This is a genomic window from Streptomyces endophytica, from assembly GCF_026153355.1.
Taxonomy (GTDB): domain Bacteria; phylum Actinomycetota; class Actinomycetes; order Streptomycetales; family Streptomycetaceae; genus Streptomyces; species Streptomyces endophytica.
The window spans coordinates 4,696,012-4,721,040 of the sequence record NZ_CP110636.1; the positions used below are offsets into that span (position 1 = coordinate 4,696,012).

Below are 25,029 nucleotides of genomic sequence, written 5' to 3' on the forward strand. Positions count from 1 at the left end.
ATGAGCAAGATCCTGATCCGTGGTGCGAAGGTGCTCGGCGGCGAGCCGCAGGACGTCCTGATCGACGGCGAGTTCATCGAGGCCGTGGGCAGCGGCCTGGACGCGGACGGCGCGCAGATCGTCGAGGCCGGCGGCAAGGTCCTCCTCCCCGGGCTCGTCGACCTGCACACCCATCTGCGCGAGCCCGGCCGGGAGGACTCCGAGACCGTCCTCACCGGCACCCGCGCGGCCGCCTCCGGCGGCTACACCGCCGTCTTCGCCATGGCCAACACCTTCCCGGTCGCCGACACCGCCGGCGTCGTCGAGCAGGTCTACCGGCTCGGCCAGGAGCACGGCTTCTGCGACGTGCAGCCGATCGGCGCGGTCACCGTCGGCCTGGAGGGCAAGAAGCTCGCCGAACTCGGCGCCATGCACGAGTCGGCCGCCGGCGTCACCGTCTTCTCCGACGACGGCAAGTGCGTCGACGACGCGGTGATCATGCGCCGGGCCCTGGAGTACGTGAAGGCATTCGGCGGCGTCGTCGCCCAGCACGCCCAGGAGCCGCGGCTGACCGAGGGCGCCCAGATGAACGAGGGCATCGTCTCCGCCGAGCTGGGCCTGGGCGGCTGGCCCGCGGTCGCCGAGGAGTCGGTCATCGCCCGGGACGTGCTGCTCGCCGAGCACGTCGGCTCCCGGGTCCACATCTGCCACCTGTCCACCGCCGGCAGCGTCGAGATCGTCCGCTGGGCCAAGTCCCGCGGCATCGACGTCACCGCCGAGGTCACCCCGCACCACCTGCTCCTCACCGACGAGATGGTGCGCACCTACAACCCGGTCTACAAGGTCAACCCGCCGCTGCGCACCGAGCGCGACGTGCTGGCCCTGCGCGAGGCGCTGGCCGACGGCACCATCGACATCGTCGCCACCGACCACGCCCCGCACCCGCACGAGGACAAGGACTGCGAGTGGGGCGCCGCGGCCATGGGCATGGTCGGCCTGGAGACGGCGCTCTCCGTGGTCCAGCACACGATGGTCGACACCGGGCTGCTGGACTGGGCCGGTGTCGCCGAGCGGATGTCCTTCCGGCCCGCGCGGATCGGCGGCCTGGAGGGCCACGGCCGGCCCATCTCGGCTGGTGAGCCCGCCAACCTCACCCTGGTCGATTCCGCTTACCGTGGAGAGGTGGACCCCGCGGGCTTCGCCTCCCGCAGCCGCAACACCCCCTACGAGGGCCGTGAGCTGCCGGGACGCGTCACCCACACCTTCCTGCGGGGCCGGGCAACGGTCGTCGACGGGAAGCTGGCGTGACTCCTCCACTCATCCAACTGGCCGAGGCGCAGAAGTCCGCGCCGGTCACCGACTGGGCAGCACGGCTCGGCTGGGTCGCCGGCCTGCTCGTCCTCGTCGCCTTCGTCTACTGGCTGATGCGCCAGGGCTGGAAGTGGCGCGGCACGCTTCAGGGCGATCTGCCCGAGCTGCCCTCCACTCCCGAGGACCCGGGCGAGCCGAAGCTGACGCTCAGCGGGCGCTACCACGGCTCCACCACGGCCGGGCAGTGGCTCGACCGGATCGTGGCGCACGGCCTCGGCACGCGCAGCCGCGTCGAGCTGACCCTCACCGACGCGGGTCTGGACGTCGTACGGCCGGGCGCGACGGACTTCTTCGTACCGGCCGCCGCGCTGCGCGGCGCCCGCCTCGACAAGGGCATCGCCGGCAAGGTCCTCACCGAGGGCGGCCTGCTCGTCGTCACCTGGCAGCACGGGGACCAGGAGATCGACTCCGGTTTCCGCTCCGACCGGGCGGAGGAGCACCCCGCCTGGGTCGAGGCCCTCACCGCACTGAGCACCACCCCCAGCAGCACCCGAAACACCACCGAGCAGAGCGAAACGGAAGGCGCACGATGACGACCTCCACCAGGGGAAGCTCCTCTCAGAGGAACCAGGCGCTTCCCGCCGTACTTGTCCTGGAGGACGGCCGCACCTTCAGCGGTCGTGCCTACGGGGCCGTGGGGGAGACCTTCGGCGAAGCGGTGTTCTCCACCGGCATGACCGGCTACCAGGAGACGCTGACCGACCCCTCGTACCACCGCCAGGTCGTCGTCATGACCGCCCCGCACATCGGCAACACCGGGGTCAACGACGAGGACCCCGAGTCGCAGCGGATCTGGGTCGCCGGCTACGTCGTCCGCGACCCCGCCCGGATCCCGTCCAACTGGCGCTCGGTGCGCTCCCTGGACGAGGAACTGACCGCCCAGGGCGTGGTCGGCATCAGCGGCGTCGACACCCGCGCGCTCACCCGCCACCTGCGCGAGCGCGGTGCGATGCGGGTCGGGATCTTCTCCGGCGACGCGCTGCCCGACGCGGGCACCATGCTCGCCAAGGTGCGCCAGGCCCCCGAGATGAAGGGCTCCGACCTCTCCGCCCAGGTCGCCACCAAGGAGGCCTACGTCGTCCCGGCGATCGGCGAGAAGAAGTTCACCGTCGCCGCCGTCGACCTCGGCATCAAGGGCATGACCCCGCACCGCATGGCCGAGCGCGGCATCGAGGTGCACGTGCTGCCCGCCACCGCCACCGTCGAGGACGTCTACGCGGTCGAGCCGGACGGCGTGTTCTTCTCCAACGGCCCCGGCGACCCGGCCACCGCCGACCACCCGGTCTCCGTCATGCAGGCCGTCCTCGCCCGCAAGACCCCGCTCTTCGGCATCTGCTTCGGCAACCAGATCCTCGGCCGCGCGCTGGGCTTCGGCACCTACAAGCTCAAGTACGGCCACCGCGGGATCAACCAGCCGGTCCAGGACCGCACGACCGGCAAGGTCGAGGTCACCGCGCACAACCACGGATTCGCCGTCGACGCCCCGCTCGACAAGGTTTCCGACACCCCCTTCGGCCGTGCCGAGGTCTCCCACGTCTGCCTCAATGACAACGTGGTGGAGGGCCTGCACCTCCTCGACCAGCCGGCCTTCAGCGTCCAGTACCACCCCGAGGCGGCCGCCGGCCCGCACGACGCCGCGTACCTCTTCGACCGGTTTGTCGAGCTCATGCGAGACAACAATCAGCACAGCGTTTCCCAGATGGAGGGCCAGCGTGCCTAAGCGCACCGATATCCAGTCCGTCCTGGTCATCGGCTCCGGCCCGATCGTCATCGGCCAGGCCGCCGAGTTCGACTACTCCGGCACCCAGGCCTGCCGGGTCCTCAAGTCCGAGGGCCTGCGCGTCATCCTGGTGAACTCCAACCCGGCGACGATCATGACCGACCCGGAGATCGCCGACGCGACCTACGTCGAGCCGATCACCCCGGAATTCGTCGAGAAGATCATCGCCAAGGAGCGCCCGGACGCCCTGCTGCCCACCCTGGGCGGCCAGACCGCGCTCAACACCGCCATCTCGCTGCACGAGGCGGGCACCCTCGAGAAGTACGGCGTCGAGCTGATCGGCGCGAACGTCGAGGCCATCAACAAGGGCGAGGACCGCGACCTCTTCAAGGAGGTCGTCGAGGCCGTCCGCCGGAAGATCGGGCACGGCGAGTCCGCCCGCTCGGTCATCTGCCACTCCATGGACGACGTCCTGGCGGGCGTCGAGGAGCTCGGCGGCTACCCCGTCGTCGTCCGCCCGTCCTTCACCATGGGCGGCGCCGGCTCCGGCTTCGCGCACGACGAGGACGAGCTGCGCCGGATCGCCGGCCAGGGCCTCACGCTCTCCCCGACCACCGAGGTGCTCCTGGAGGAGTCCATCCTCGGCTGGAAGGAGTACGAGCTGGAGCTGATGCGCGACAAGAACGACAACGTCGTGGTCGTCTGCTCCATCGAGAACTTCGACCCGATGGGCGTCCACACCGGCGACTCGATCACCGTCGCGCCGTCCATGACGCTCACCGACCGCGAGTACCAGATCCTGCGGGACATCGGCATCGCGGTCATCCGCGAGGTCGGCGTGGACACCGGCGGCTGCAACATCCAGTTCGCGGTGAACCCCGAGGACGGTCGCGTGATCGTCATCGAGATGAACCCGCGGGTCTCCCGCTCCTCGGCGCTCGCCTCCAAGGCCACCGGCTTCCCGATCGCGAAGATCGCCGCCCGCCTCGCCGTCGGCTACACCCTCGACGAGATCCCGAACGACATCACCGAGCAGACCCCGGCCTCCTTCGAGCCGACCCTCGACTACGTCGTCGTCAAGGTGCCGCGGTTCGCCTTCGAGAAGTTCCCGGCCGCCGACGCCACGCTGACCACCACCATGAAGTCGGTCGGCGAGGCCATGGCCATCGGCCGCAACTTCCCCGAGGCGCTGCAGAAGGCGCTGCGCTCCCTGGAGAAGAAGGGCAGCCAGTTCGACTTCGCCGGCGAGCCCGGTGACAAGGCCGCCCTCCTGGAGAAGGCCCAGGTCCCCACAGACGGCCGGATCAACACCGTCATGCAGGCGATCCGCGCCGGTGCCACGCCCGAGGAGGTCTTCGACGCCACGAAGATCGACCCCTGGTTCGTCGACCAGCTCTTCCTGGTCAAGGAGATCGCCGACGAGATCGCCGGCGCCGAGAAGCTCGGCCCGGAAATCCTCGCGGATGCAAAGCGCTACGGCTTCTCGGACGCCCAGATCGCCGCGGTCCGAGGCCTGCGCGAGGACGTCGTGCGCGAGGTCCGGCACGCCCTCGGCGTCCGCCCGGTCTACAAGACCGTCGACACCTGCGCCGCCGAATTCGCCGCGAAGACCCCGTACTTCTACTCGTCCTACGACGAGGAGACCGAGGTCGCCCCGCGCGAGAAGCCGGCCGTGATCATCCTCGGCTCCGGCCCCAACCGCATCGGCCAGGGCATCGAGTTCGACTACTCCTGCGTGCACGCCTCGTTCGCGCTGTCCGAGGCCGGCTACGAGACCGTCATGGTCAACTGCAACCCGGAGACCGTCTCGACGGACTACGACACCTCCGACCGCCTGTACTTCGAGCCGCTGACGCTGGAAGACGTGCTGGAGATCGTGCACGCCGAGACCCAGGCCGGGCCGGTCGCCGGCGTCATCGTCCAGCTCGGCGGGCAGACCCCGCTGGGCCTGGCGCAGGCGCTCAAGGACAACGGCGTGCCGATCGTCGGCACCTCGCCCGAGGCCATCGACCTCGCCGAGGAGCGCGGCGCCTTCGGCCGGGTCCTCACCGAGGCCGGCCTGCCCGCTCCCAAGTACGGCACCGCCTTCTCCTTCGACGAGGCCAAGCGGATCGCCACCGAGATCGGCTACCCGGTCATGGTCCGGCCGTCCTACGTCCTCGGCGGCCGCGGCATGGAGATCGTCTACGACGAGCCGTCGCTCGGCGAGTACCTCACCCGCCACGCCGGCCTGATCGACCGCCACCCGGTCCTCATCGACCGCTTCCTCGACGACGCCATAGAGATCGACGTCGACGCGCTCTACGACGGCCACGAGCTCTACCTCGGCGGCGTCATGGAGCACATCGAGGAGGCCGGCATCCACTCCGGCGACTCCGCCTGCGCGCTGCCCCCGATCACCCTCGGCGGCTTCGACATCAAGCGGCTGCGCGCCTCCACCGAGGCCATCGCCAAGGGCGTGGGCGTCCGCGGACTGATCAACATCCAGTTCGCGATGGCCGGCGACATCCTCTACGTCCTGGAGGCCAACCCCCGCGCGTCCCGCACCGTCCCCTTCACCTCGAAGGCGACCGCGGTGCCGCTGGCCAAGGCCGCCGCCCGGATCTCGCTCGGCGCCACCATCGCCGAACTGCGCGCAGAGGGCCTGCTGCCGAAGACCGGCGACGGCGGCACCCTGCCGCTGGACGCGCCGATCTCCGTCAAGGAGGCCGTGATGCCGTGGAGCCGGTTCCGCGACGTGCACGGCCGCGGCGTGGACACCATCCTCGGCCCGGAGATGCGCTCCACCGGCGAGGTCATGGGCATCGACTCGGTCTTCGGCACCGCCTACGCCAAGTCGCAGGCCGGGGCGTACGGCGCGCTGCCCACCAAGGGCCGGGCGTTCGTCTCCGTCGCCAACCGTGACAAGCGCTCGATGATCTTCCCGGCGCGGGAACTGGTCGCGCACGGCTTCGAGCTGCTCGCCACCTCCGGCACGGCCGAGGTGCTGCGCCGCAACGGCATCAACGCCACCGTCGTGCGCAAGCAGTCCGAGGGCGAGGGCCCGAACGGCGAGAAGACCATCGTCCAGCTGATCCACGCCGGCGAGGTCGACCTGATCGTCAACACCCCGTACGGCACCGGCGGCCGCCTCGACGGCTACGACATCCGTACGGCGGCGGTGGCCCGCTCCGTGCCCTGCCTCACCACGGTCCAGGCCCTCGCGGCCGCCGTCCAGGGCATCGAGGCGATGAACCGCGGCGACGTGGGCGTCAGGTCACTCCAGGAACACGCGGAACACCTGACCGCGGCCCGCGACTAGCAGCCCTTGAGGGGGACACAGCGAACCGCCGCTGTGTCCCCCTCTTCATGAGGACACACACCATGTACCAGCTCTTCTTCCGGCTCTTCTTCACGCGCATGGATCCCGAGCGGGCCCACCACCTGGCCTTCGGCTGGATCCGGCGGGCCGCGCAGATCCCCGTGCTGCGCACCTTCCTCGCCGCCGCCCTCGCCCCGCGCTACAAGGAACTGCGCGTCGAGGCCTTCGGCCGCCGGATGCACGGCCCGTTCGGCCTGGCCGCCGGCTTCGACAAGAACGCGGTCGCCATCGACGGCATGACCATGCTCGGCTTCGACCACGTCGAGATCGGCACGGTCACCGCCCAGCCGCAGCCCGGCAACCCCAAGAAGCGCCTGTTCCGGCTCGTACCGGACCGCGCGCTGATCAACCGCATGGGCTTCAACAACGACGGTTCCGCGTCCGTCGCGGCCCGCCTGGCGGCCCGCAACCCGGTCTTCCCGACCACCCTCGGCGTCAACATCGGCAAGACCAAGATCGTCCCGGAGTCCGAGGCGATCGGCGACTACGTCACCTCCACCGAGCGGCTGGCCCGCCACGCCGACTACCTGGTCGTCAACGTCTCGTCGCCGAACACCCCCGGGCTGCGCAACCTCCAGGCCACGGACCACCTGCGGCCGCTGCTGACCGCGGTCCGCGAGGCCGCCGACCGCACGGTCACCGACCGCCGGGTCCCCCTCCTGGTCAAGATCGCTCCCGACCTGGCCGACGAGGACGTCGACGCGGTCGCCGACCTCGCCGTCGAACTCGGCCTGGACGGCATCATCGCCACCAACACCACCATCGCCCGCGAGGGCCTGGGCCTCACGTCCGACCCGGCCGTGGTCAAGGAGACCGGCGGCCTCTCCGGCGCGCCCGTCAAGCAGCGCTCCCTGGAGGTGCTGCGCCGCCTCTACGCCCGCGTCGGCGACAAGATCACCCTGATCGGCGTCGGCGGCATCGAGACCGCCGAGGACGCCTGGCAGCGCATCCTCGCCGGCGCCACCCTCGTCCAGGGCTACAGCGCGTTCATCTACCAGGGCCCGTTCTGGTGCCGCTCGATCCACAAGGGTCTGGCCGCGCGCCTGCGCACCAGCCCCTACGCCACCCTCGCCGACGCCGTCGGTGCCGAGCACAAGAAGGTGACCGCATGACGGCCGGCCCCTCGCCCGACCTTCCCTCCCGGCCGCTGGACCCCTTCGGCGCGCGGCTGCGCCGCGCCATGGACGAGCGCGGCCCGCTCTGCGTCGGCATCGACCCGCACGCCTCGCTGCTGGCCGACTGGGGCCTGAACGACGACGTCGCGGGCCTGGCCCGGTTCACCCGCACCGTCGTCGAGGCGCTCGGCGAGCACGTCGCCGTCTTCAAGCCGCAGTCCGCGTTCTTCGAGCGGTTCGGCTCGCGCGGCCTGGCCGTGCTGGAGACCGCCGTCGTCGAGGCCCGCGAGCGCGGCGCGCTGGTGGTCATGGACGCCAAGCGCGGCGACATCGGCTCCACCATGGCCGCCTACGCCGAGACCTATCTGCGCCCGGACTCGCCGCTGTTCTCGGACGCCCTGACGGTCTCGCCGTACCTGGGCTACGGCTCGCTGAAGCCGGCCGCCGACCTGGCCCGGGAGAGCGGCGCGGGCCTGTTCGTGCTGGCGCTGACCTCCAACCCGGAGGGCGCCGAGGTCCAGCGCGCGGTCCGCGAGGACGGCCGCACCCTCGCGGCGACCATGCTCGGCCACCTCGCCGCCGAGAACGCCGGCGCCGAGCCGCTGGGCTCCTTCGGCGCGGTGGTCGGCGCCACCCTCGGCGATCTCTCCACGTTCGACCTGGCGATCAACGGCCCGCTGCTGGCCCCCGGCATCGGCGCGCAGGGCGCCACCCCGGCCGACCTGCCAACTGTTTTCGGCCCCGCGGCCGAAAACGTCCTCCCGAGCGTCAGCCGGGGGGTGCTGAAGCACGGTCCGGACGCCGCCGGACTGCGCGCGGCGGCGGACCGATTCACCGAGGAAGTGCGCACCGCGCTCGATCAAGCACCGTAAGACGGGGAGTTTGGTCCCGAATTGTCCTGGTCAGCAGAGTCTGACCAGGACTTTTCGTCTGTTCTCGCTGACTCCGGCGCGCTCGGCCGCTAGTCTCCGTCGAGAGCAGTGCACGTAAGCGCGTTGCTCGTTGCTCCGCAGATGCGGGGCGACTAGGTTCCACACCGGTCCGTATCCGACAGTTCGACATCCGAGGTGACGTAGGCGTGGCTCTTCCGCCCCTTACCCCTGAACAGCGCGCAGCCGCGCTCGAGAAGGCCGCCGCGGCTCGCCGGGAGCGCGCCGAGGTCAAGAATCGGCTCAAGCACTCCGGTGCTTCCCTCCACGAGGTCATCCAGCAGGGCCAGAAGAACGACGTCATCGGCAAGATGAAGGTCTCCGCTCTCCTGGAGTCCCTGCCCGGCGTCGGCAAGGTCCGCGCCAAGCAGCTCATGGAGCGGCTCGGGATCTCCGAGAGCCGCCGCGTCCGGGGCCTTGGCTCCAACCAGATCGCGGCACTGGAGCGCGAATTCGGCGGCAGCGCTTCCGGCTGAATTTTCCGGCATCGCCGGGAAGCTGGAATAATCGCTGCATGAGTTCTGCAGTCTCCCGGGGGACGACCCCCGCCGGCCCCCCGGCCAGACAACCGCGACTGACCGTGCTCTCCGGCCCCTCGGGGGTCGGCAAGAGCACGGTCGTCGCGCATATGCGCAAGGTCCACCCAGAGGTCTGGCTCTCGGTCTCGGCCACCACCCGCACCCCGCGACCCGGGGAGCAGCACGGCGTCCAGTACTTCTTCGTCGACGACGAGGAGTTCGACAAGCTGATCGCCAACGGTGAGCTGCTCGAATGGGCGGAGTTCGCCGGCAACCGCTACGGCACTCCGCGCAAGGCGGTCCTGGACCGCCTGGAGGCCGGCGAGCCGGTCCTGCTGGAGATCGACCTGCAGGGCGCCCGCCAGGTCCGGGAGTCCATGCCCGAGGCCCAGCTGGTCTTCCTCGCCCCGCCGAGCTGGGAGGAGCTGGTCCGCCGGCTCACCGGCCGGGGCACGGAGGCGCCCGAGGTCATCGAGCGCCGCCTGGAGGCGGCCCGGGTCGAGCTGGCCGCGGAGAAGGAGTTCGACGTGACGTGCGTCAACACCTCCGTCGAGGACGTGAGCCGTGAGCTGCTAGCCTTGATGCTGCATCGATCCGGGGACAAGAGCACCAGCGGCTGACCCCGCGGAGCCGCTCCGGCTCCGGACGCACAGACTTTGCGCCGGCCCGTACGACGGCCGGGTGCATGCCACCCAGGCTTCATCCCCTTTCGGAAGGTAGAGAGTGTCCTCTTCCATCACCGCTCCCGAGGGCATCATCAACCCGCCCATTGATGAGCTTCTCGAGGCCACCGACTCGAAGTACAGCCTCGTGATCTACGCCGCCAAGCGCGCGCGCCAGATCAACGCGTACTACTCCCAGCTCGGCGAGGGCCTGCTGGAGTACGTCGGCCCGCTCGTGGACACCCACGTCCACGAGAAGCCCCTGTCGATCGCGCTGCGCGAGATCAACGCGGGTCTGCTGACCTCCGAGTCCATCGAGGGCCCGGCCCAGTAAGCAGCGTCAGTTCATCCAGGGCCCGGCGGCACGTCCGCCGGGCCTTTGGTGTGTCATAGGGGCATACAGACGCTACGGACGTAGCGCGGACCGGGAGCTCGGGGAGCGGCGAAGCGATGGACAAGCGGGAGCGGGAGCGGCCCAGGGTCGTCCTGGGGGTCAGCGGCGGGATCGCCGCGTACAAGGCGTGCGAGCTGCTGCGCCGGCTGACCGAGTCCGGGCACGACGTCCGGGTGGTGCCGACCGCCTCGGCGCTGCACTTCGTCGGCGAGGCCACCTGGTCCGCGCTGTCCGGCCACCCGGCCACCACCGAGGTCTGGGAGTCCGTCCACGAGGTCCCGCACGTCCGCATCGGCCAGGCCGCTGACCTCGTCGTGGTCGCCCCGGCCACCGCCGACATGCTGGCCAAGGCCGCCCACGGCCTCGCCGACGACCTGCTGACCAACACGCTGCTGACCGCCCGCTGTCCGGTGGTCTTCGCCCCCGCGATGCACACCGAGATGTGGGAGAACCCGGCCACCCAGGAGAACGTCGCCACGCTGCGCCGCCGCGGCGCGATCGTCGTCGAGCCGGCGGTCGGCCGGCTGACCGGCGTCGACACCGGCAAGGGCCGCTTCCCCGACCCGGTGGAGATCTTCGCCCTCTGCCGGCGGGTACTGGCCCGCGGGGCCCAGGGGGCCGCCGTGACGGACCTCACCGGACGCCACGTCGTGGTCAGCGCCGGCGGCACCCGCGAGCCCCTGGACCCCGTCCGCTATCTGGGCAACCGTTCCTCGGGGAAGCAGGGCTACGCGCTCGCGGCCACGGCGGCGGCCCGCGGCGCCCGGGTCACCCTCGTCGCCGGCAACGCCGAGCTGCCCGACCCCGTGGGCGTGGACGTGGTCCCGGTGGGCACCGCCCGGCAGATGCGGGAGGCCGTGCTGAAGGCCGCCGCGGACGCCGACGCCGTGGTCATGGCGGCCGCGGTCGCCGACTTCCGGCCCGCCGTCTACACCACCGTCAAGATCAAGAAGGTGGACAGCCGGGAGCCCGAGCCGATCACGCTGGTCCGGAATCCGGACATCCTCGCCGAGCTGTCCGCCGACCGCGTCCGGCCCGGCCAGGTGGTGGTGGGATTCGCCGCGGAGACCGACGACGTGCTCGCCAACGGACGCGCCAAGCTCGCCCGCAAGGGCTGTGACCTGCTCGTCGTCAACGAGGTCGGCGAGCACAAGACGTTCGGCTCGGCCGAGAACGAGGCGGTGATCCTGGCGGCCGACGGCACCGAGACCCCGGTCCCGTACGGCCCGAAGGAAGCCCTCGCGGACACGGTGTGGGACCTGGTCGCCCCCCGGCTGGCCGAGAATCGCCGCTGAATCCGCATACCCTCTCCCCTTTCACCCCACCGGCCCCACAAAATCGGGCGTGTTCCCTTGACCATGTCGCCCCCGCGCGGTGATCGTCCTACCGTGAGGTGTGGTGTCCCAGGTCACGAGGGGTCCAGAAATCGAGACCGCGTGCCCGAACGCCACATACGACCGATAAACTGGCGAGTGGATCGGGCCGAGCGCAGCTCTCGGCCCTTCCGCCCATGATCAGCCAGCAGCCGCTGCAACCCCAGGGAGCGATGTGTCCCGCCGCCTGTTCACCTCGGAGTCCGTGACCGAGGGCCACCCCGACAAGATCGCTGACCAGATCAGCGACACGATCCTCGACGCGCTCCTGAAGGAGGACCCGACCTCCCGGGTCGCCGTCGAGACGCTGATCACCACCGGCTTGGTCCACGTGGCCGGCGAGGTGACGACCAAGGCGTACGCCGACATCCCCAACCTCGTCCGCAACAAGATCCTCGAGATCGGTTACGACTCGTCCAAGAAGGGCTTCGACGGCGCGTCCTGCGGCGTCTCGGTCTCCATCGGCGCGCAGTCCCCGGACATCGCGCAGGGCGTCGACACCGCGTACGAGAACCGCGTCGAGGGCGACGACGACGAGCTGGACCGGCAGGGCGCGGGCGACCAGGGCCTGATGTTCGGCTACGCCTGCGACGAGACCCCGGAGCTGATGCCGCTCCCGATCTACCTCGCGCACCGCCTCTCGCGCCGGCTGTCCGAGGTCCGGAAGAACGGCACCATCCCCTACCTCCGCCCCGATGGCAAGACCCAGGTCACCATCGAGTACGACGGCCACAAGGCCGTCCGCCTCGACACCGTCGTGGTCTCCTCGCAGCACGCCAGCGACATCGACCTCGACTCGCTGCTCGCTCCCGACATCCGCGAGTTCGTCGTCGAGCACGTCCTCAACCAGCTCGTCGAGGACGGCATCAAGCTGGACACCGACGGCTACCGCCTGCTGGTCAACCCCACCGGCCGCTTCGAGATCGGCGGCCCCATGGGCGACGCCGGCCTGACCGGCCGCAAGATCATCATCGACACCTACGGCGGTATGGCCCGCCACGGCGGCGGTGCCTTCTCCGGCAAGGACCCGTCCAAGGTCGACCGCTCGGCCGCCTACGCCATGCGCTGGGTCGCCAAGAACGTGGTCGCGGCCGGCCTCGCCGCCCGCTGCGAGGTCCAGGTCGCCTACGCGATCGGCAAGGCCGAGCCGGTCGGTCTCTTCGTCGAGACCTTCGGCACCGCCACCGTCGACACGGACAAGATCGAGCAGGCCATCACCGAGGTCTTCGACCTCCGCCCGGCCGCGATCATCCGCGACCTCGACCTGCTCCGCCCGATCTACTCGCAGACCGCCGCCTACGGCCACTTCGGCCGTGAGCTGGAGGACTTCACCTGGGAGCGGACCGACCGCGTCGAGGCGCTGAAGAAGGCCGTGGGCCTGTAAGCAGCGCACCGTCCCGGCCCCGGCCCCGTACCGCCCCGCGGTACGGGGCCGGCGGCGTTCCGGGCCCGCCGGCGGCTGCGCCCGGGCCCGCGGCCGTTGTCGGTGCGGTCTGCTAAGACTGGTGCTGTGAGCAGTGAGAACGGGCGGGATCCGGGGGAGCGGGGCGAGCAGCTGGCCCTCATCAGGGAGACCGTCCGGGAGACCAGGGCGGAGCGCGCCAAGCCGCGGACGTGGCGGGGCGCGCAGCTCGCCGATGCCCTGCCGGTGGCCCGGGTCCTGGTCGACAAGGGCCCGGTCCATCTCGACAAGCTGTGGGACTACGCCGTCCCCGCCGCCATGGACGCCGACGCCCGGCCCGGCGTCCGGGTCCGGGTGCGGTTCGGCGCGGGGACCGGCCGGGTGCGCGAGGGCCGGCGCGAGGGCGGCGGACTGCTCGACGGCTATCTCGTCGAGCGGATCGCGGAGTCCGACTACCGCGGCCCGCTGGCCGCGCTCGCCCAGATCGTCTCGCCCGAGCCGGTGCTCAGCCCGGAGCTGCTGGCGCTCTGCCGGGCGGTGGCCGACCGGTACGCCGGTTCGCTCGCCGACGTCCTCCAGCTGGCCGTTCCGCCGCGTCACGCCAAGGCGGAGGCGGAGCGCTTCCCCGAGCCGCCGCCCCCGCCCGCGCCGCCCGCCCCGGGCAGCTGGGCCCGCTATCCGGACGGCCCGGCGTTCCTGGACGCCCTCGCCCGCGGCGGCGCGCCGCGGGCCGTGTGGAGCGCGCTCCCGGGGCCGCGGTGGCCCGGGGAGCTGGCCGCGGTGGTGGCGGCGACCCTGGCGTCCGGCCGCGGCGCCCTGGTCGTGATGCCGGACGGACGGTCGGCGGCGCGGGTGGACGCGGCGCTGACCGAGCTCGTGGGGCAGGGGCTGCACACGCTCCTGGTGGCCGATTCCGGCCCCGAGGAGCGGTACCGCCGCTGGCTGGCCATACGCCGCGGCGCGGTCCGGGCCGTCATCGGCACCCGCGCCGCGATGTACGCCCCGGTCGCCGACCTCGGCCTCGTCGCCATCTGGGACGACGGCAACTCCAGCCACAGCGACACCAACGCCCCGCATCCGCACGCCCGGGACGTCCTCCTGCTCCGCGCGGTGCACGAGAAGGCCGCCTGCCTGGTCGGCGACCTGGGCCGCACGGTCGAGGCCACCCAGCTCGTCGAGAACGGCTGGGCCCGGCCGCTGGAGGCCGGCCGCGAACAGCTCCGCACGGCCGCCCCGTTGATCCGTACCGTCGACGACGTGCAGGCCGCGCGCGACGAAGCGGCGCGGGTGGCGCGGCTGCCGACGCTCGCCTGGCAGACGGCCCGGGCCGGGCTGGCCCGCGGCCCGGTGCTGGTGCAGGTGCCCCGGAGGGGTTACGTCCCGCGGCTGGCCTGCGAGCGCTGCCGGGAGCCGGCCCGCTGCCGGCACTGCGCCGGCCCGCTGGAGGCGCGGAGCAACGACACGGCGCTGTGCTGCGGTTGGTGCGGCCGGGAGACCCCGGACTGGCACTGCGCCGAGTGCGGGGGCACCCGGCTGCGGGCGCAGATCGTCGGCGCCCGCCGTACGGCCGAGGAGCTGGGCCGGGCCTTCCCGGAGGTGCCGGTGCGCACCTCCGGCCGGGACCACGTCCTGGACTCGGTCCCGGACCGCCCCGCCCTCGTCGTCTCCACTCCCGGTGCCGAGCCGGTCGCCGAGGGCGCCGGGTACGCGGCGGCGTTGCTGCTCGACGGCTGGGCGCTGCTCGGGCGGGCGGACCTGCGGGCCGGGGAGGAGGCGCTGCGCCGCTGGCTGGGTGCCGCGGCGCTGGTGCGCGGCCAGGCGGAGGGCGGCACGGTCGCGGTGATCGCGGAGCCGACGCTGCGGCCGGTGCAGGCGCTGGTGCGCTGGGACCCGGCCGGGCACGCGCTGCGCGAGCTGGCCGAGCGGGCCGAGCTGGGGTTCCCGCCGGTGTCCCGGATGGCATCGGTGACCGGCCGGCCCGAGGACGTCGCCGAGCTGCTGAGGGCCGCCGAACTCCCTTCGGGCGTCGAGGTGTTGGGACCGGTTCCGCTGCCGGTGCCGGATCCCGGGCGGCCGCGCCGGCCGGGCGATCCGCAGCCCGGCGAGCAGTGGGAGCGGGCGCTGGTCCGGGTCCGGCCGGGCCAGGGCGCGGCGCTCGCCGCGGCGCTCAAGGCGGCGCGGGCGGCCAGGCTGGTCAAGCGGGAGGGGGCGGCGGTGCGGGTCCGGATCGATCCGCCGGACCTGGGGTGATCGCGCGCGGGGCACCGTAGTCGGGGGCTCGTGCCTGCGCTGCGGGGTGCCGGGCCCGCGGTACGGAGGCGGGCATGACGCCGCCCCGGAACCGAGGTCGGCGGGCGGTCCCGGGGCGCTGGCGAGGGTGCCGGGCGGCCGGCGTGGGGGAGGGTTTCAGCCGTTGCGCGGGCCGGGGAAGGCGCCCGGACGGGTCGGCTCTTCGCGGGCGGCCGCGGAGGACTGTCCGGGCATGGAGCGGGCGGCGGGCACGGACGCCGCGCCGGACAGCCCGGTGGTCACGCTCACCGCGCGGGTCGCGGAGGACTCCGGCGTACGCACCACGGGCTCGGCCGCACCGTCCACGGCGGGCTGGGCGGTGGCCCGGCGGGCGCCGTAACGGCGGTGCACCGCCTGCTTGGTGACGCCGAGCGCGGAGCCCACCGCGTCCCACGAGAACCCCAGCGAACGGTCGAAGTCGACCGCGGCCGTGACGAGCGTCTCGACGCTGTCCCGCAGTTCCTGGGCAAGGCGCACGGTCGGCGCGGGCGCGCGTCCGTAAACGACGAAGCCCGCGGACGGACCCGTGCGCCGCGGCCGGTAGACGTTGCCCAGCTGAGCGGTCAGCGTGCGCAGTGCGTCCACCTGCCGGCGGACCCGCTCGATGTCCCGCACCAGGAGATGCAGGCTGGCGCGTGCCTGGGCGTCGTGGGTTGCGTGGTCGGCCATGAGCAAGCCTCTCGAACCGGCGTGGAATGAAGAAATGGAAAACGATCGGGCCGCCTCGGCGGCCCGCTTCGGGTCAATGCTGTTTGACCAACGCGACAGGAGCGGCTCTGGTCACGGTATGGGGGCGTACGAGCTTCCGTGCGAGGCGCGGGAAATGTCGTACGCCCCCTGAAGCGGCGCTCCCCGGCCGGGGCAAGGACCCTAGACTGGTGTGTCGTTCCGCTGCGTGTGAGAGGTAGTCCGCCACCCATGAGGCTTGTCTTCGCCGGCACCCCCGAGGTCGCCGTCCCCTCCCTCGATGCCCTGATCGCCTCCGACCGGCACGAGGTCGTGGCCGTCGTAACCAGGCCGGACGCGCCCGCGGGACGCGGCCGGAAGCTGGTCGCCAGCCCCGTCGCGGAGCGTGCGGAGGAGGCCGGCATCGAGGTGCTCAAGCCCGCCCGCCCGCGGGACGAGGACTTCCTGGCCCGGCTGCGGGAGATCGCCCCGGACTGCTGCCCGGTGGTCGCCTACGGTGCCCTGCTGCCCAAGGTGGCGCTCGACGTTCCCGCCAGGGGGTGGGTGAATCTGCACTTCTCGCTGCTGCCGGCCTGGCGCGGCGCGGCACCGGTGCAGCATGCGGTGCTGGCCGGCGACGAGGTCACCGGCGCCTCGACCTTCCAGATCGAGGAGGGGCTCGACTCCGGCCCGGTCTACGGGGTGTTGACCGAGGAGGTCCGGCCGACCGACACCAGCGGTGACCTGCTCACCCGGCTCGCGTTCGCCGGCTCCGGACTGCTCGTCGCGACCATGGACGGCATCGAGGACGGCAGCCTGACGCCGGTGCCGCAGCCCGCCGAGGGCATCTCCCTCGCACCGAAGATCGAGGTCGAGGACGCCAAGGTGGACTGGGCGGCGCCGGCCCTGCGGGTCGACCGGGTGATCCGCGGCTGTGCGCCGGCGCCCGGCGCCTGGACGGTCTTCCGCGGCGAGCGCCTGAAGCTGATGTCCGCCACCTCCGCCGCGGGCCACGCCGAACTCTCCCTCGCACCCGGCGCGCTCGCCGTCACCAAGAAGGCGGTGTACGTCGGCACCGGCAGTCACCCGGTCGAACTGGTCTGGGTCCAGCCGCAGGGCAAGAAGCCGATGCAGGCCGCGGACTGGGCGCGCGGCGTACGCATCGAGGCGGGCGAACGACTCGGCGGCTGACGCGCACGGGGCCCCGGCGCGGCCCCGTGGATCCCAGTGGGTGGAATTCCCGGGCCCGTCGTTCGGGGCGGTTTGTATCCTCGGCGGCGCCACCTGAACGACGCGCCGCCCCCGCGGCGCGGCCCCTGGGAAAGGAAGCACCATGACCACCGAGCTGAGCCCCGACGCGCCGGCCGGTCTCGTCGAGCGGGCCCGCAAGGACTACCAGGAACTCGCCGGACGGGGGCTCTCGCTCAACCTCACCCGCGGCAAGCCGGCCCCGGAACAGCTCGACCTCGCCACGGACCTGCTGAGCCTGCCCGGCGGACGGCACACCTCCGCCGACGGCACGGACGTGCGCAACTACGGCGGGCTGCAGGGCCTGCCCGAGCTCCGGGAGATATTCGCCGGGCTGCTCCAGGTCCCGGCCGGACAGCTGCTCGCGGCCGGCAACTCCAGCCTGGAGCTGATGCACGACTGTCTGGTGCACGCCCTGCTGGGCGTGCTGCCGGGCGCCGCGTCGCGCTGGGCGGACCAGGAGCGGATCGCGTTCCTGTGCCCGGTGCCCGGCTACGACCGGCACTTCGCGCTCTGCGAGCGGTTCGGGATCGAGATGATCCCGGTGCCGATGACCGACGAGGGCCCGGACATGGAGACCGTGGAGCGGCTGGTCGCCGAGGACTCCGCGATCAAGGGCATCTGGTGCGTACCGAAGTACAGCAACCCGACCGGCGTCAGCTACAGCGACGCGACCGTGGCGCGGCTCGCCGCCATGCCCACCGCCGCCCCCGACTTCCGGATCTTCTGGGACAACGCGTACGCCGCCCACCACCTCACCGACGAGCCGGTCGAGATCGCCGACCTGCTCGCCGCCTGCGCCGGGGCCGGCCACCCGGACCGGGCGTTCGTCTTCGGCTCCACCTCGAAGATCACCGCGGCCGGCGCCGGTGTCGCCTTCTTCGGCTCCTCGCCCGCGAACGTGACCTGGCTGCTCGGCCACAACGCCAAGCGGTCGATAGGCCCCGACAAGGTCAACCAGCTGCGGCACGTGATGTTCCTGCGCGACGCCGACGGCGTGCGCGCCCACATGGAGCGCCAGCGCGCCCTGCTCCGGCCCAAGTTCGAGGCGGTGGGCCGGATCCTGCAGAAGGAGCTCGGCGGCACCGGGCTCGCGACCTGGACCACGCCCCGGGGCGGGTACTTCGTGACCCTGGAGGTGCCGGACGGCTGCGCCAAGGAGGTCGTCCGCAAGGCCGCCGAGGCGGGCATCGTGCTCACCCCGGCCGGCGCCACCCACCCGTACGGCGACGACCCGCGCGACGCGGTCATCCGGATCGCGCCCAGCTACCCCGGCCTCGCGGAGCTGGAGCAGGCGATCGAGGGTCTCGCCGTCTGCGTCCGGCTCGTGGGCTACGAGAAGCGGGCCGCGTAGGGAGAGCGCACGGCCGGGGTCCCGGAGCCGCGCAGGGAGGCGTTCCGCGCGGCCCCGGGCCCGAGCGGGGAGGCGTTCTGCGGCAGCCCCGGCCCCGCGTAGGCTGGGACGGATCCCTCATCCGGGACCCCCAGACCGCATGTCGCATCCGGAGCACCTTTTCTGTGAGCCAGCCCCAGCCCCGCCGCCGTCCCGGCACACCGCATCGCCGTCCGAAGAAGGACCCGGTCAGGATCCTCGCGTTCGAGGCACTGCGGGCCGTCGACGAGCGGGACGCCTACGCGAACCTCGTCCTGCCGCCGCTGCTGCGCAAGGCGCGCGAGGGCGGGGACTTCGACGCCCGGGACGCGGCGCTGGCGACCGAGCTGGTCTACGGCTCGCTGCGGCGGCAGGGCACATACGACGCGATCATCGCCCAATGCGTGGACCGGCCGTTGCGCGAGGTCGACCCGCCGGTCCTGGACGTGCTCACGCTCGGCGCCCACCAGCTGCTCGGCACCCGCATCCCCACGCACGCCGCGGTCAGCGCGAGCGTCGAGCTGGCGCGGGTGGTGCTGGGTGACGGGCGGGCCAAGTTCGTCAACGCGGTGTTGCGCAAGGTCGCGGCCGACGACCTGGACGGCTGGCTGGCGCGGATCGCCCCGGACTACGACGAGGACCCCGAGGACCACCTCGGCCTGGTGCACGCGCACCCCCGCTGGATCGTCTCGGCGCTGTGGGACGCCCTCGGCGGCGGCCGCGCGGGCATCGAGGACCTGCTGGAGGCGGACAACGAGCGCCCCGAGGTGACGCTGGTGGCGCGGCCCGGCCGGGCCACCGCCGAGGAGCTGCTGGCCGCGGCCGGCGAGCGGGGCGCGCTGCCGGGCCGCTGGTCGCCGTACGCGGTCCGGCTCGCCGAGGGTGGTGAGCCCGGCGCGCTGGACGCGGTGCGCGAGGGCCGCGCCGGTGTGCAGGACGAGGGCAGCCAGCTGGTCGCCCTGGCACTGGCGAACGCGCCCGTCGAGGGCCCCGACCGGGCCTGGCTGGACGGCTGCGCCGGCCCCGGCGGCAAGGCCGCGCTGCTGGCCGCGCTGGCCGCCGAGCGCGGCGCCGCCCTGCTGGCGTCCGAGAAGCAGCCGCACCGCGCCCGCCTGGTCGCCCGGGCCCTGGCCGGCAACCCCGGCCCGTACGCGGTCGTCACCGCCGACGGCACCCGCCCCGCCTGGCGCCCCGGCAGCTTCGACCGGGTCCTGATGGACGTCCCGTGCACCGGCCTGGGCGCGCTCCGCCGGCGCCCGGAGGCCCGCTGGCGCCGTAGCCCCGAGGACCTCGACGGCTTCGCCCCGCTCCAGCGCGAGCTGCTGCGCCAGGCGCTCGCCGCGGTGCGCGTCGGCGGCGTGGTCGGCTATGCGACCTGCTCGCCGCACCCGGCCGAGACCCGGGCCGTGGTGGACGACGTCATCAAGGGCCGCGGCGGCCCGGCCGTGGCGGTCGAATGGGTCGACGCCCGCCCGCTGATGCCCGGCGTCCCCGCCCTCGGCGACGGCCCGGACGTCCAGCTCTGGCCCCACCTGCACGGCACCGACGCGATGTACCTGGCCCTGCTGCGCCGCACCGGCTGACCCGGTCGCGCCCGCTGTGGCGTCCCACCACGCAACGCCGGAGGAAAGGTGAGGCGCGGTGACGACGGGGGCGAGGGGCGCCGGATGACGCGAACGGGCCGAGGAACTTCGGAACTCCCTTGCGGGCAGGGTGCGTTGGGAGACCCCGTCCGCTGACTCGTGGCGGCGCGCCGGCGGTACGGAGCGGAGGGGTCCGAGTGCACCTCGGCGCACTCGCTGCCCCGGAGCGTGGGCGTCATCGGCCCGCGGGTCGGCCGTCCCGTCCTGCTCGTCGGTACGGCCACCGCGACGGGGGTGCCGGCCCCCGGTCCGTCCCGCCTCCGCCCGCTCCGGGGCGGGGCGCCATACTGGGGGCATGGCCTTGATCAACCCCAGCATCCTGTCCGCAGACTTCGCCCGGCTCGCCGAGGAGGCGAAGGCCGTCGAGGGCGCCGACTGGCTGCACGTCGACGTGATGGACAACCACTTCGTGCCGAACCTCACGCTCGGTGTGCCGGTCGTCGAGTCGCTGCGCAAGGCGACGGACACCCCGCTCGACCTGCACCTGATGATCGAGGACCCGGACCGCTGGGCGCCGCAGTACGTCGAGGCCGGGGCCGGGTCGGTGACCTTCCACGCCGAGGCGGCCGCCGCGCCGGTGCGGCTGGCGCGGGAGATCCGGGCCAAGGGGGCGCGGGCGTCGATGGCGCTCAAGCCGGCCACCCCGATCGAGCCGTACGAGGACCTGCTCCCCGAGCTCGACATGCTGCTGATCATGACCGTGGAGCCCGGCTTCGGCGGCCAGGCGTTCCTGGACATCATGCTGCCCAAGATCCGCCGCACCCGTGAGCTGATCTCCCGGCACGGCCTCGAACTGTGGCTCCAGGTGGACGGCGGGGTCTCCGACGCCACCATCGAGCGGTGCGCGGAGGCCGGCGCCGACGTCTTCGTGGCCGGTTCCGCGGTCTACGGCGCGGACGACCCCGCCAAGGCGGTGCGGGATCTGCGCGAGAAGGCCGAGGCGGCGGCCGCGGGGGCCGGCTGGGCCTGCGCCCACTGAATTCCGGCCAACGGGGGCGGGCGGCAAGGCCGTTGCCGGCCACGGGAAGGGTCCCGTGGGGTGGCCGAGCCGCCAATTGTCCGTGGCGCCACCGAGCGTTCACGAGGGTCGCGGCGGTCAAGGTCCCCGTTGCCGCCGGGTTTCTGAAAGGATGAGCAAAGACTCGATCAGATGCGCAAAAGGGGAGAATTTCGTGGTAGCCAGCCGCCCACAGTCCGGAATGGGCCCTGCCGAGCTGGTGCAGGCCGCGGCCATGGCCCGCCGTTTCTATCTCGAGGGCAAGTCGAAGATCCAGATCGCGGAGGAGTTCGGCGTCAGCCGGTTCAAGGTCGCCCGGGTGCTGGAGACCGCACTGGAGCGTGATCTCGTACGGATCGAGATCCGGGTGCCCTCCGAGCTGGACGCCGAGCGCTCCGACGCGCTGCGGGCCCGCTACGGCCTGCGGCACGCCGTGGTCGTCGAGTCACCCGCGGACGCTCCCCCGCCTTCGGCGGCCAGACCGCGCCCGAGGACGCCGCGGACCCGGAGAACCTCGGTGAGGTCGCCGCCGACCTGCTCGGCGAGCTGGTCACCGAGGGCGATGTGCTCGGACTCGCCTGGGGCCGTTCGACCATCCACATGGCGGCCGCACTGCACCGGCTGCCGCCCTGCACGGTCGTCCAGCTGACCGGCGTCTACGACGCGGGCACCGCCGACCGCGGCTCGGTCGAGGCGGTGCGCCGCGCGGCCGACGTCGCCGGCGGCGAGGCGCACCCGATCTACGCGCCGATGCTGCTGCCCGACTCGGCGACCGCCGAGGCGCTGCGCCGGCAGACCGGCATCGCCCGCGCCTTCGACTACTTCGACAAGGTCACCGTGGCCTGCGTCTCCATCGGCTCCTGGGAGCCGGGCGTCTCCACGGTCTACGACATGCTGTCCGAGGAGGAGCGCGAGCACTACGCCTCGCTGGGCGCGGCCGCCGAGATGTCCGCGCACCTCTTCGACGCCGAGGGCCGGCGGATCGGCCGGGACCTGGGCGAGCGGTGCATCACCGTCGAGGCGGACCGGCTGCGCCGCATCCCGGAGGTCGTGGCCATCGCGGGCGGCCGGCGCAAGGCCGCGGCGATCGGCGCGGTGCTGCGCTCCGGGCTCGTGACGAGCCTGGTCACGGACACCGCGGCGGCCGACCACCTGCTGCTGGAGACCGGCCCCGGGCCGCGCCCCGCGCTGGACCGGGCGGACCCCGACGGGACCTGAGCCCGGCCGCCGCCGGGCGGCCGTACCACCCGGCGGTCATCGGCGGGCGGCCCGGGCGGGCCTGTGACAGCATCGGCCCATGGTGATCCGCCCCGTCCCGCGCCGTGCCGCCGCCGTCCTCGGCGCGCTGCTCGCCGGGCTGCTGCTCGCGCTCACCGGATGTACCACCGGCCGGGCCGAGCAGGGGAGTTCGGCCGGCCCGCCGCACTCCACCGCCGCCGCTACCTCCCGCGGGGCCGCGCCTTCCCGCGTACCGGCCTGGGCGTCCGGCATGCCGGACGTCACGGGCGCCGCGCTCCCCGCCCAGGCGCGTGACACGCTGCGGCTCATCGACGCCGGCGGGCCGTTCCCGTACCCGCAGGACGGGACCGTCTTCGGCAACCGCGAACGGCGGCTGCCGCCGCACCCGCGCGGCTACTACCACGAGTACACGGTCCGCACCCCGGGCTCGCCGGACCGCGGCGCCCGCCGGCTGATCACCGGCCGGGACCACGAGACGTACTACACGGGCGACCACTACCGGACCTTCGAGGCGGTGCTGCGATGACCGGGCCGGAGCCGGCGGCCGTGCCGCGGCCGCTCGCGGCGGTGCTCGACGGGCGGACGCCGGCCGGGGTGCTGCCCTGGCCCGCCGACCGGCCGGTGGCCGAGGCGCTGGCCGCCGCACGGGAGGCCGGCTGGACCGGTGCCGTGCTGGACCTGGAGGGCGTCGCGGACAAGGCCGCCTTCATGGACCGGTGCGCCGGCGCGCTGCGGCTGCCCACCTGGTTCGGCCGCAACTGGGACGCGCTCGCCGACTGCCTGACCGACCTGTCCTGGTGCCCGGCCGACCGCGGCCGGCTGCTGGCCCTCACCGGCTGGCAGGGCTATGCCGCCGCCGTGCCCGAGGACTGGGCCGTGGTGGAGTCCGTCCTGGCGGACGCGGTGGGCTTCTGGCGCGACACCGGCACCGGGCTGGCGGTGGTCCTGGCCAGGGCCGGGACCGTCGGCAGGCGCCCTGACGCCGGACCCGGGCGGTCCCTCCGCAGCCCTCTTGGCGGATCGCACACATGGCCCAGCAGGGGCTAGGACAATCGTATGAGCCCTGGTCAGGGCCCGTATCCTGGGCTATATGCGATTCCTGAATCCGAAGAACGGCGCGCTCGAAGAGAGTTCTTCGGTGCCTTACGACCTGACCTACGACGATGTGTTCATGGTGCCCGGCCGCTCCGCCGTGGGCTCCCGCCAGGGCGTCGACCTGGCCACGCCCGACGGGACGGGAACCACCATCCCGCTGGTGGTCGCCAACATGACGGCGATCGCCGGCCGCCGCATGGCCGAGACCGTCGCCCGCCGTGGTGGCCTGGTCGTCATCCCGCAGGACATCCCGATCGACGTCGTCACCGACGTCGTGACCTGGGTCAAGCGCCGTCATCTGGTACTGGACACGCCGATCGTGCTGTCTCCGGTGGCGACCGTCGCGGACGCCCTGGCGCTGCTGCCCAAGCGGGCGCACGGCGCGGGCGTCGTCGTCGAGGGCGGCCGCCCGGTCGGCATCGTCACCGAGCACGACCTGGCCGGGGTGGACCGCTTCACCCAGGTCGCCGAGGTCATGACCAAGGACCTGCTGGTCTTCGACGCGGACATCGACCCGCGGGAGGCCTTCAACCGCCTCGACGCCGCCAACCGCAAGCTCGCGCCCGCGGTCGACGCCGACGGCATGCTGGTCGGCGTGCTGACCCGCAAGGGCGCGCTGCGCGCCACGCTGTACACCCCCGCCACCGACGCCGACGGCAAGCTGCGGATCGCGGCCGCGGTCGGCATCAACGGCGACGTGGCCGGCAAGGCCAAGGCGCTGCTGGAGGCCGGTGTGGACACGCTCGTCGTGGACACCGCGCACGGCCACCAGGAGAGCATGATCAGCGCGATCAAGGCCGTCCGGGCGCTGGACCCGCAGGTCCCGATCGTGGCGGGCAACATCGTCGCCGCCGAGGGCGTGCGCGACCTGATCGAGGCCGGCGCGGACATCATCAAGGTCGGGGTCGGCCCCGGCGCGATGTGCACCACCCGGATGATGACCGGTGTCGGCCGGCCGCAGTTCTCCGCGGTGCTGGAGTGCGCCGCCGAGGCGAAGAAGTACGGCAAGCACGTCTGGGCCGACGGCGGTGTGCGGCACCCCCGCGACGTCGCCATGGCGCTGGCCGCCGGCGCGTCCAACGTCATGGTCGGCTCCTGGTTCGCCGGCACGCTGGAGTCGCCCGGCGACCTCCAGCACACCGCCGACGGCCGTCCGTACAAGGAGAGCTTCGGCATGGCCTCCGCCCGTGCGGTGCAGCGCCGGACGAGCGAGGAGTCGTCCTACGACCGGGCCCGCAAGGCGCTCTTCGAGGAGGGCATCTCGCACTCCCGGATGTTCATCGACCAGGCCCGGCCGGGCGTCGAGGACCTGATCGACTCGATCATCGCGGGCGTCCGCAGCTCCTGCACGTACGCGGGCGCGGCCACGCTGGAGGAGTTCGCCGAGAAGGCCGTGGTCGGCGTGCAGAGCGCCGCCGGCTACGCCGAGGGCAAGCCGCTGCACGACAGCTGGAGCTGACCCGCCAGGGGCCGTTCACGGCCCTGGGGAGCGCCTGACCGGCCCCGCACCGACCCGGTGCGGGGCCGGTTTGCGTTTCCGGGTCTCGCGGGGTTTCCTGGCGCAACGGCGCAACGATCCACCGTACGGGTCGCCGGTGCGCAACGATCAGCCGTGGTTGCGCAAGGAACCTGCATTACGGCAGCTCAGCGGCGCCC

Annotated in this window: 20 protein-coding genes and 1 pseudogene; 20 read left to right on the top strand and 1 reads right to left on the bottom strand. The window is 73.0% G+C overall.

The annotated features are described in order from the left end of the window. The 12 genes from OJ254_RS21065 to OJ254_RS21120 all read left to right on the top strand — a co-directional run bounded on the left by OJ254_RS21065 (position 1) and on the right by OJ254_RS21120 (position 15,074). Positions 1-1,287 (top strand): dihydroorotase, encoded by a 1,287-nt coding sequence (locus OJ254_RS21065; RefSeq protein WP_265363559.1) that lies wholly within the window; start codon positions 1-3, stop codon positions 1,285-1,287. Then, positions 1,284-1,883 (top strand): PH-like domain-containing protein, encoded by a 600-nt coding sequence (locus tag OJ254_RS21070; protein ID WP_265363560.1) that lies wholly within the window; start codon positions 1,284-1,286, stop codon positions 1,881-1,883. Before OJ254_RS21065 ends, OJ254_RS21070 begins: the two co-directional genes overlap by 4 nt. After that, positions 1,880-3,070 (top strand): glutamine-hydrolyzing carbamoyl-phosphate synthase small subunit, encoded by a 1,191-nt coding sequence (carA, locus tag OJ254_RS21075; protein WP_265363561.1) that lies wholly within the window; start codon positions 1,880-1,882, stop codon positions 3,068-3,070. The genes OJ254_RS21070 and carA overlap by 4 nt, the downstream gene beginning before the upstream one ends. Beyond that, entirely contained in the window at positions 3,063-6,371 is a 3,309-nt protein-coding gene (gene carB, locus OJ254_RS21080) for a carbamoyl-phosphate synthase large subunit (protein ID WP_265363562.1), read from the top strand. The genes carA and carB overlap by 8 nt, the downstream gene beginning before the upstream one ends. A 62-nt stretch (positions 6,372-6,433) precedes the next feature. Beyond that, entirely contained in the window at positions 6,434-7,543 is a 1,110-nt protein-coding gene (locus tag OJ254_RS21085; protein WP_265363563.1) for a quinone-dependent dihydroorotate dehydrogenase, read from the top strand. Continuing rightward, positions 7,540-8,418, top strand: coding sequence for an orotidine-5'-phosphate decarboxylase (gene pyrF, locus OJ254_RS21090; protein ID WP_265363564.1), 879 nt, complete (start codon positions 7,540-7,542; stop codon positions 8,416-8,418). The genes OJ254_RS21085 and pyrF overlap by 4 nt, the downstream gene beginning before the upstream one ends. Positions 8,419-8,624: 206 nt before the next feature. Further along, positions 8,625-8,951, top strand: coding sequence for an integration host factor, actinobacterial type (gene mihF, locus OJ254_RS21095; protein ID WP_030412015.1), 327 nt, complete (start codon positions 8,625-8,627; stop codon positions 8,949-8,951). 38 nt (positions 8,952-8,989) lie between these two features. Next, a complete protein-coding gene (gene gmk, locus OJ254_RS21100; RefSeq protein ID WP_261952583.1) occupies positions 8,990-9,613 on the top strand; it encodes a guanylate kinase in 624 nt (207 codons plus the stop codon). A 103-nt stretch (positions 9,614-9,716) separates the two neighbouring features. Next, on the top strand, positions 9,717-9,989 hold the full coding sequence (gene rpoZ / locus OJ254_RS21105) for a DNA-directed RNA polymerase subunit omega (RefSeq protein ID WP_030412017.1): 273 nt from the start codon (positions 9,717-9,719) through the stop codon (positions 9,987-9,989). A 116-nt stretch (positions 9,990-10,105) separates the two neighbouring features. Further along, positions 10,106-11,344 carry a bifunctional phosphopantothenoylcysteine decarboxylase/phosphopantothenate--cysteine ligase CoaBC gene (gene coaBC / locus OJ254_RS21110; RefSeq protein WP_265363565.1) on the top strand — a complete coding sequence of 413 codons (1,239 nt, stop codon included), beginning with the start codon at positions 10,106-10,108 and terminating at the stop codon, positions 11,342-11,344. Positions 11,345-11,597: 253 nt separating this feature from the next. Further along, positions 11,598-12,806: a methionine adenosyltransferase gene (gene metK / locus OJ254_RS21115; RefSeq protein WP_265363566.1), complete on the top strand. Its 1,209-nt coding sequence runs from the start codon at positions 11,598-11,600 to the stop codon at positions 12,804-12,806. 126 nt (positions 12,807-12,932) lie between these two features. Further along, positions 12,933-15,074 (top strand): primosomal protein N', encoded by a 2,142-nt coding sequence (locus OJ254_RS21120; RefSeq protein ID WP_265363567.1) that lies wholly within the window; start codon positions 12,933-12,935, stop codon positions 15,072-15,074. A 156-nt stretch (positions 15,075-15,230) separates the two neighbouring features. Here OJ254_RS21120 and OJ254_RS21125 read toward each other — a convergent pair whose 3' ends face one another. Continuing rightward, positions 15,231-15,782, bottom strand: a complete 552-nt coding sequence (locus OJ254_RS21125) for a hypothetical protein (protein ID WP_265363568.1) — start codon at positions 15,780-15,782, stop codon at positions 15,231-15,233. Between the two features lie 249 nt (positions 15,783-16,031). Here OJ254_RS21125 and fmt point away from each other — a divergent pair, with 249 nt between their 5' ends. The 8 genes and pseudogenes from fmt to OJ254_RS21165 all read left to right on the top strand — a co-directional run bounded on the left by fmt (position 16,032) and on the right by OJ254_RS21165 (position 24,832). Next, positions 16,032-16,970: a methionyl-tRNA formyltransferase gene (fmt, locus tag OJ254_RS21130; protein ID WP_265363569.1), complete on the top strand. Its 939-nt coding sequence runs from the start codon at positions 16,032-16,034 to the stop codon at positions 16,968-16,970. A gap of 142 nt (positions 16,971-17,112) precedes the next feature. Beyond that, positions 17,113-18,381 (top strand): aspartate aminotransferase type Ic, encoded by a 1,269-nt coding sequence (locus OJ254_RS21135; RefSeq protein WP_265363570.1) that lies wholly within the window; start codon positions 17,113-17,115, stop codon positions 18,379-18,381. Between the two features lie 164 nt (positions 18,382-18,545). Then, positions 18,546-19,982, top strand: coding sequence for an RsmB/NOP family class I SAM-dependent RNA methyltransferase (locus OJ254_RS21140; protein ID WP_265363571.1), 1,437 nt, complete (start codon positions 18,546-18,548; stop codon positions 19,980-19,982). A 355-nt stretch (positions 19,983-20,337) separates the two neighbouring features. Further along, positions 20,338-21,021, top strand: coding sequence for a ribulose-phosphate 3-epimerase (rpe, locus tag OJ254_RS21145; protein ID WP_265363572.1), 684 nt, complete (start codon positions 20,338-20,340; stop codon positions 21,019-21,021). 220 nt (positions 21,022-21,241) lie between these two features. Beyond that, a pseudogene (locus tag OJ254_RS21150) lies at positions 21,242-22,257 on the top strand (sugar-binding transcriptional regulator). A gap of 79 nt (positions 22,258-22,336) precedes the next feature. After that, positions 22,337-22,804, top strand: a complete 468-nt coding sequence (locus OJ254_RS21155; RefSeq protein ID WP_265363573.1) for a guanyl-specific ribonuclease — start codon at positions 22,337-22,339, stop codon at positions 22,802-22,804. Next, entirely contained in the window at positions 22,801-23,325 is a 525-nt protein-coding gene (locus OJ254_RS21160; protein WP_265363574.1) for a barstar family protein, read from the top strand. Before OJ254_RS21155 ends, OJ254_RS21160 begins: the two co-directional genes overlap by 4 nt. A 43-nt stretch (positions 23,326-23,368) precedes the next feature. Continuing rightward, positions 23,369-24,832, top strand: coding sequence for a GuaB1 family IMP dehydrogenase-related protein (locus OJ254_RS21165; protein ID WP_265363575.1), 1,464 nt, complete (start codon positions 23,369-23,371; stop codon positions 24,830-24,832). Positions 24,833-25,029: the final 197 nt, after the last annotated feature.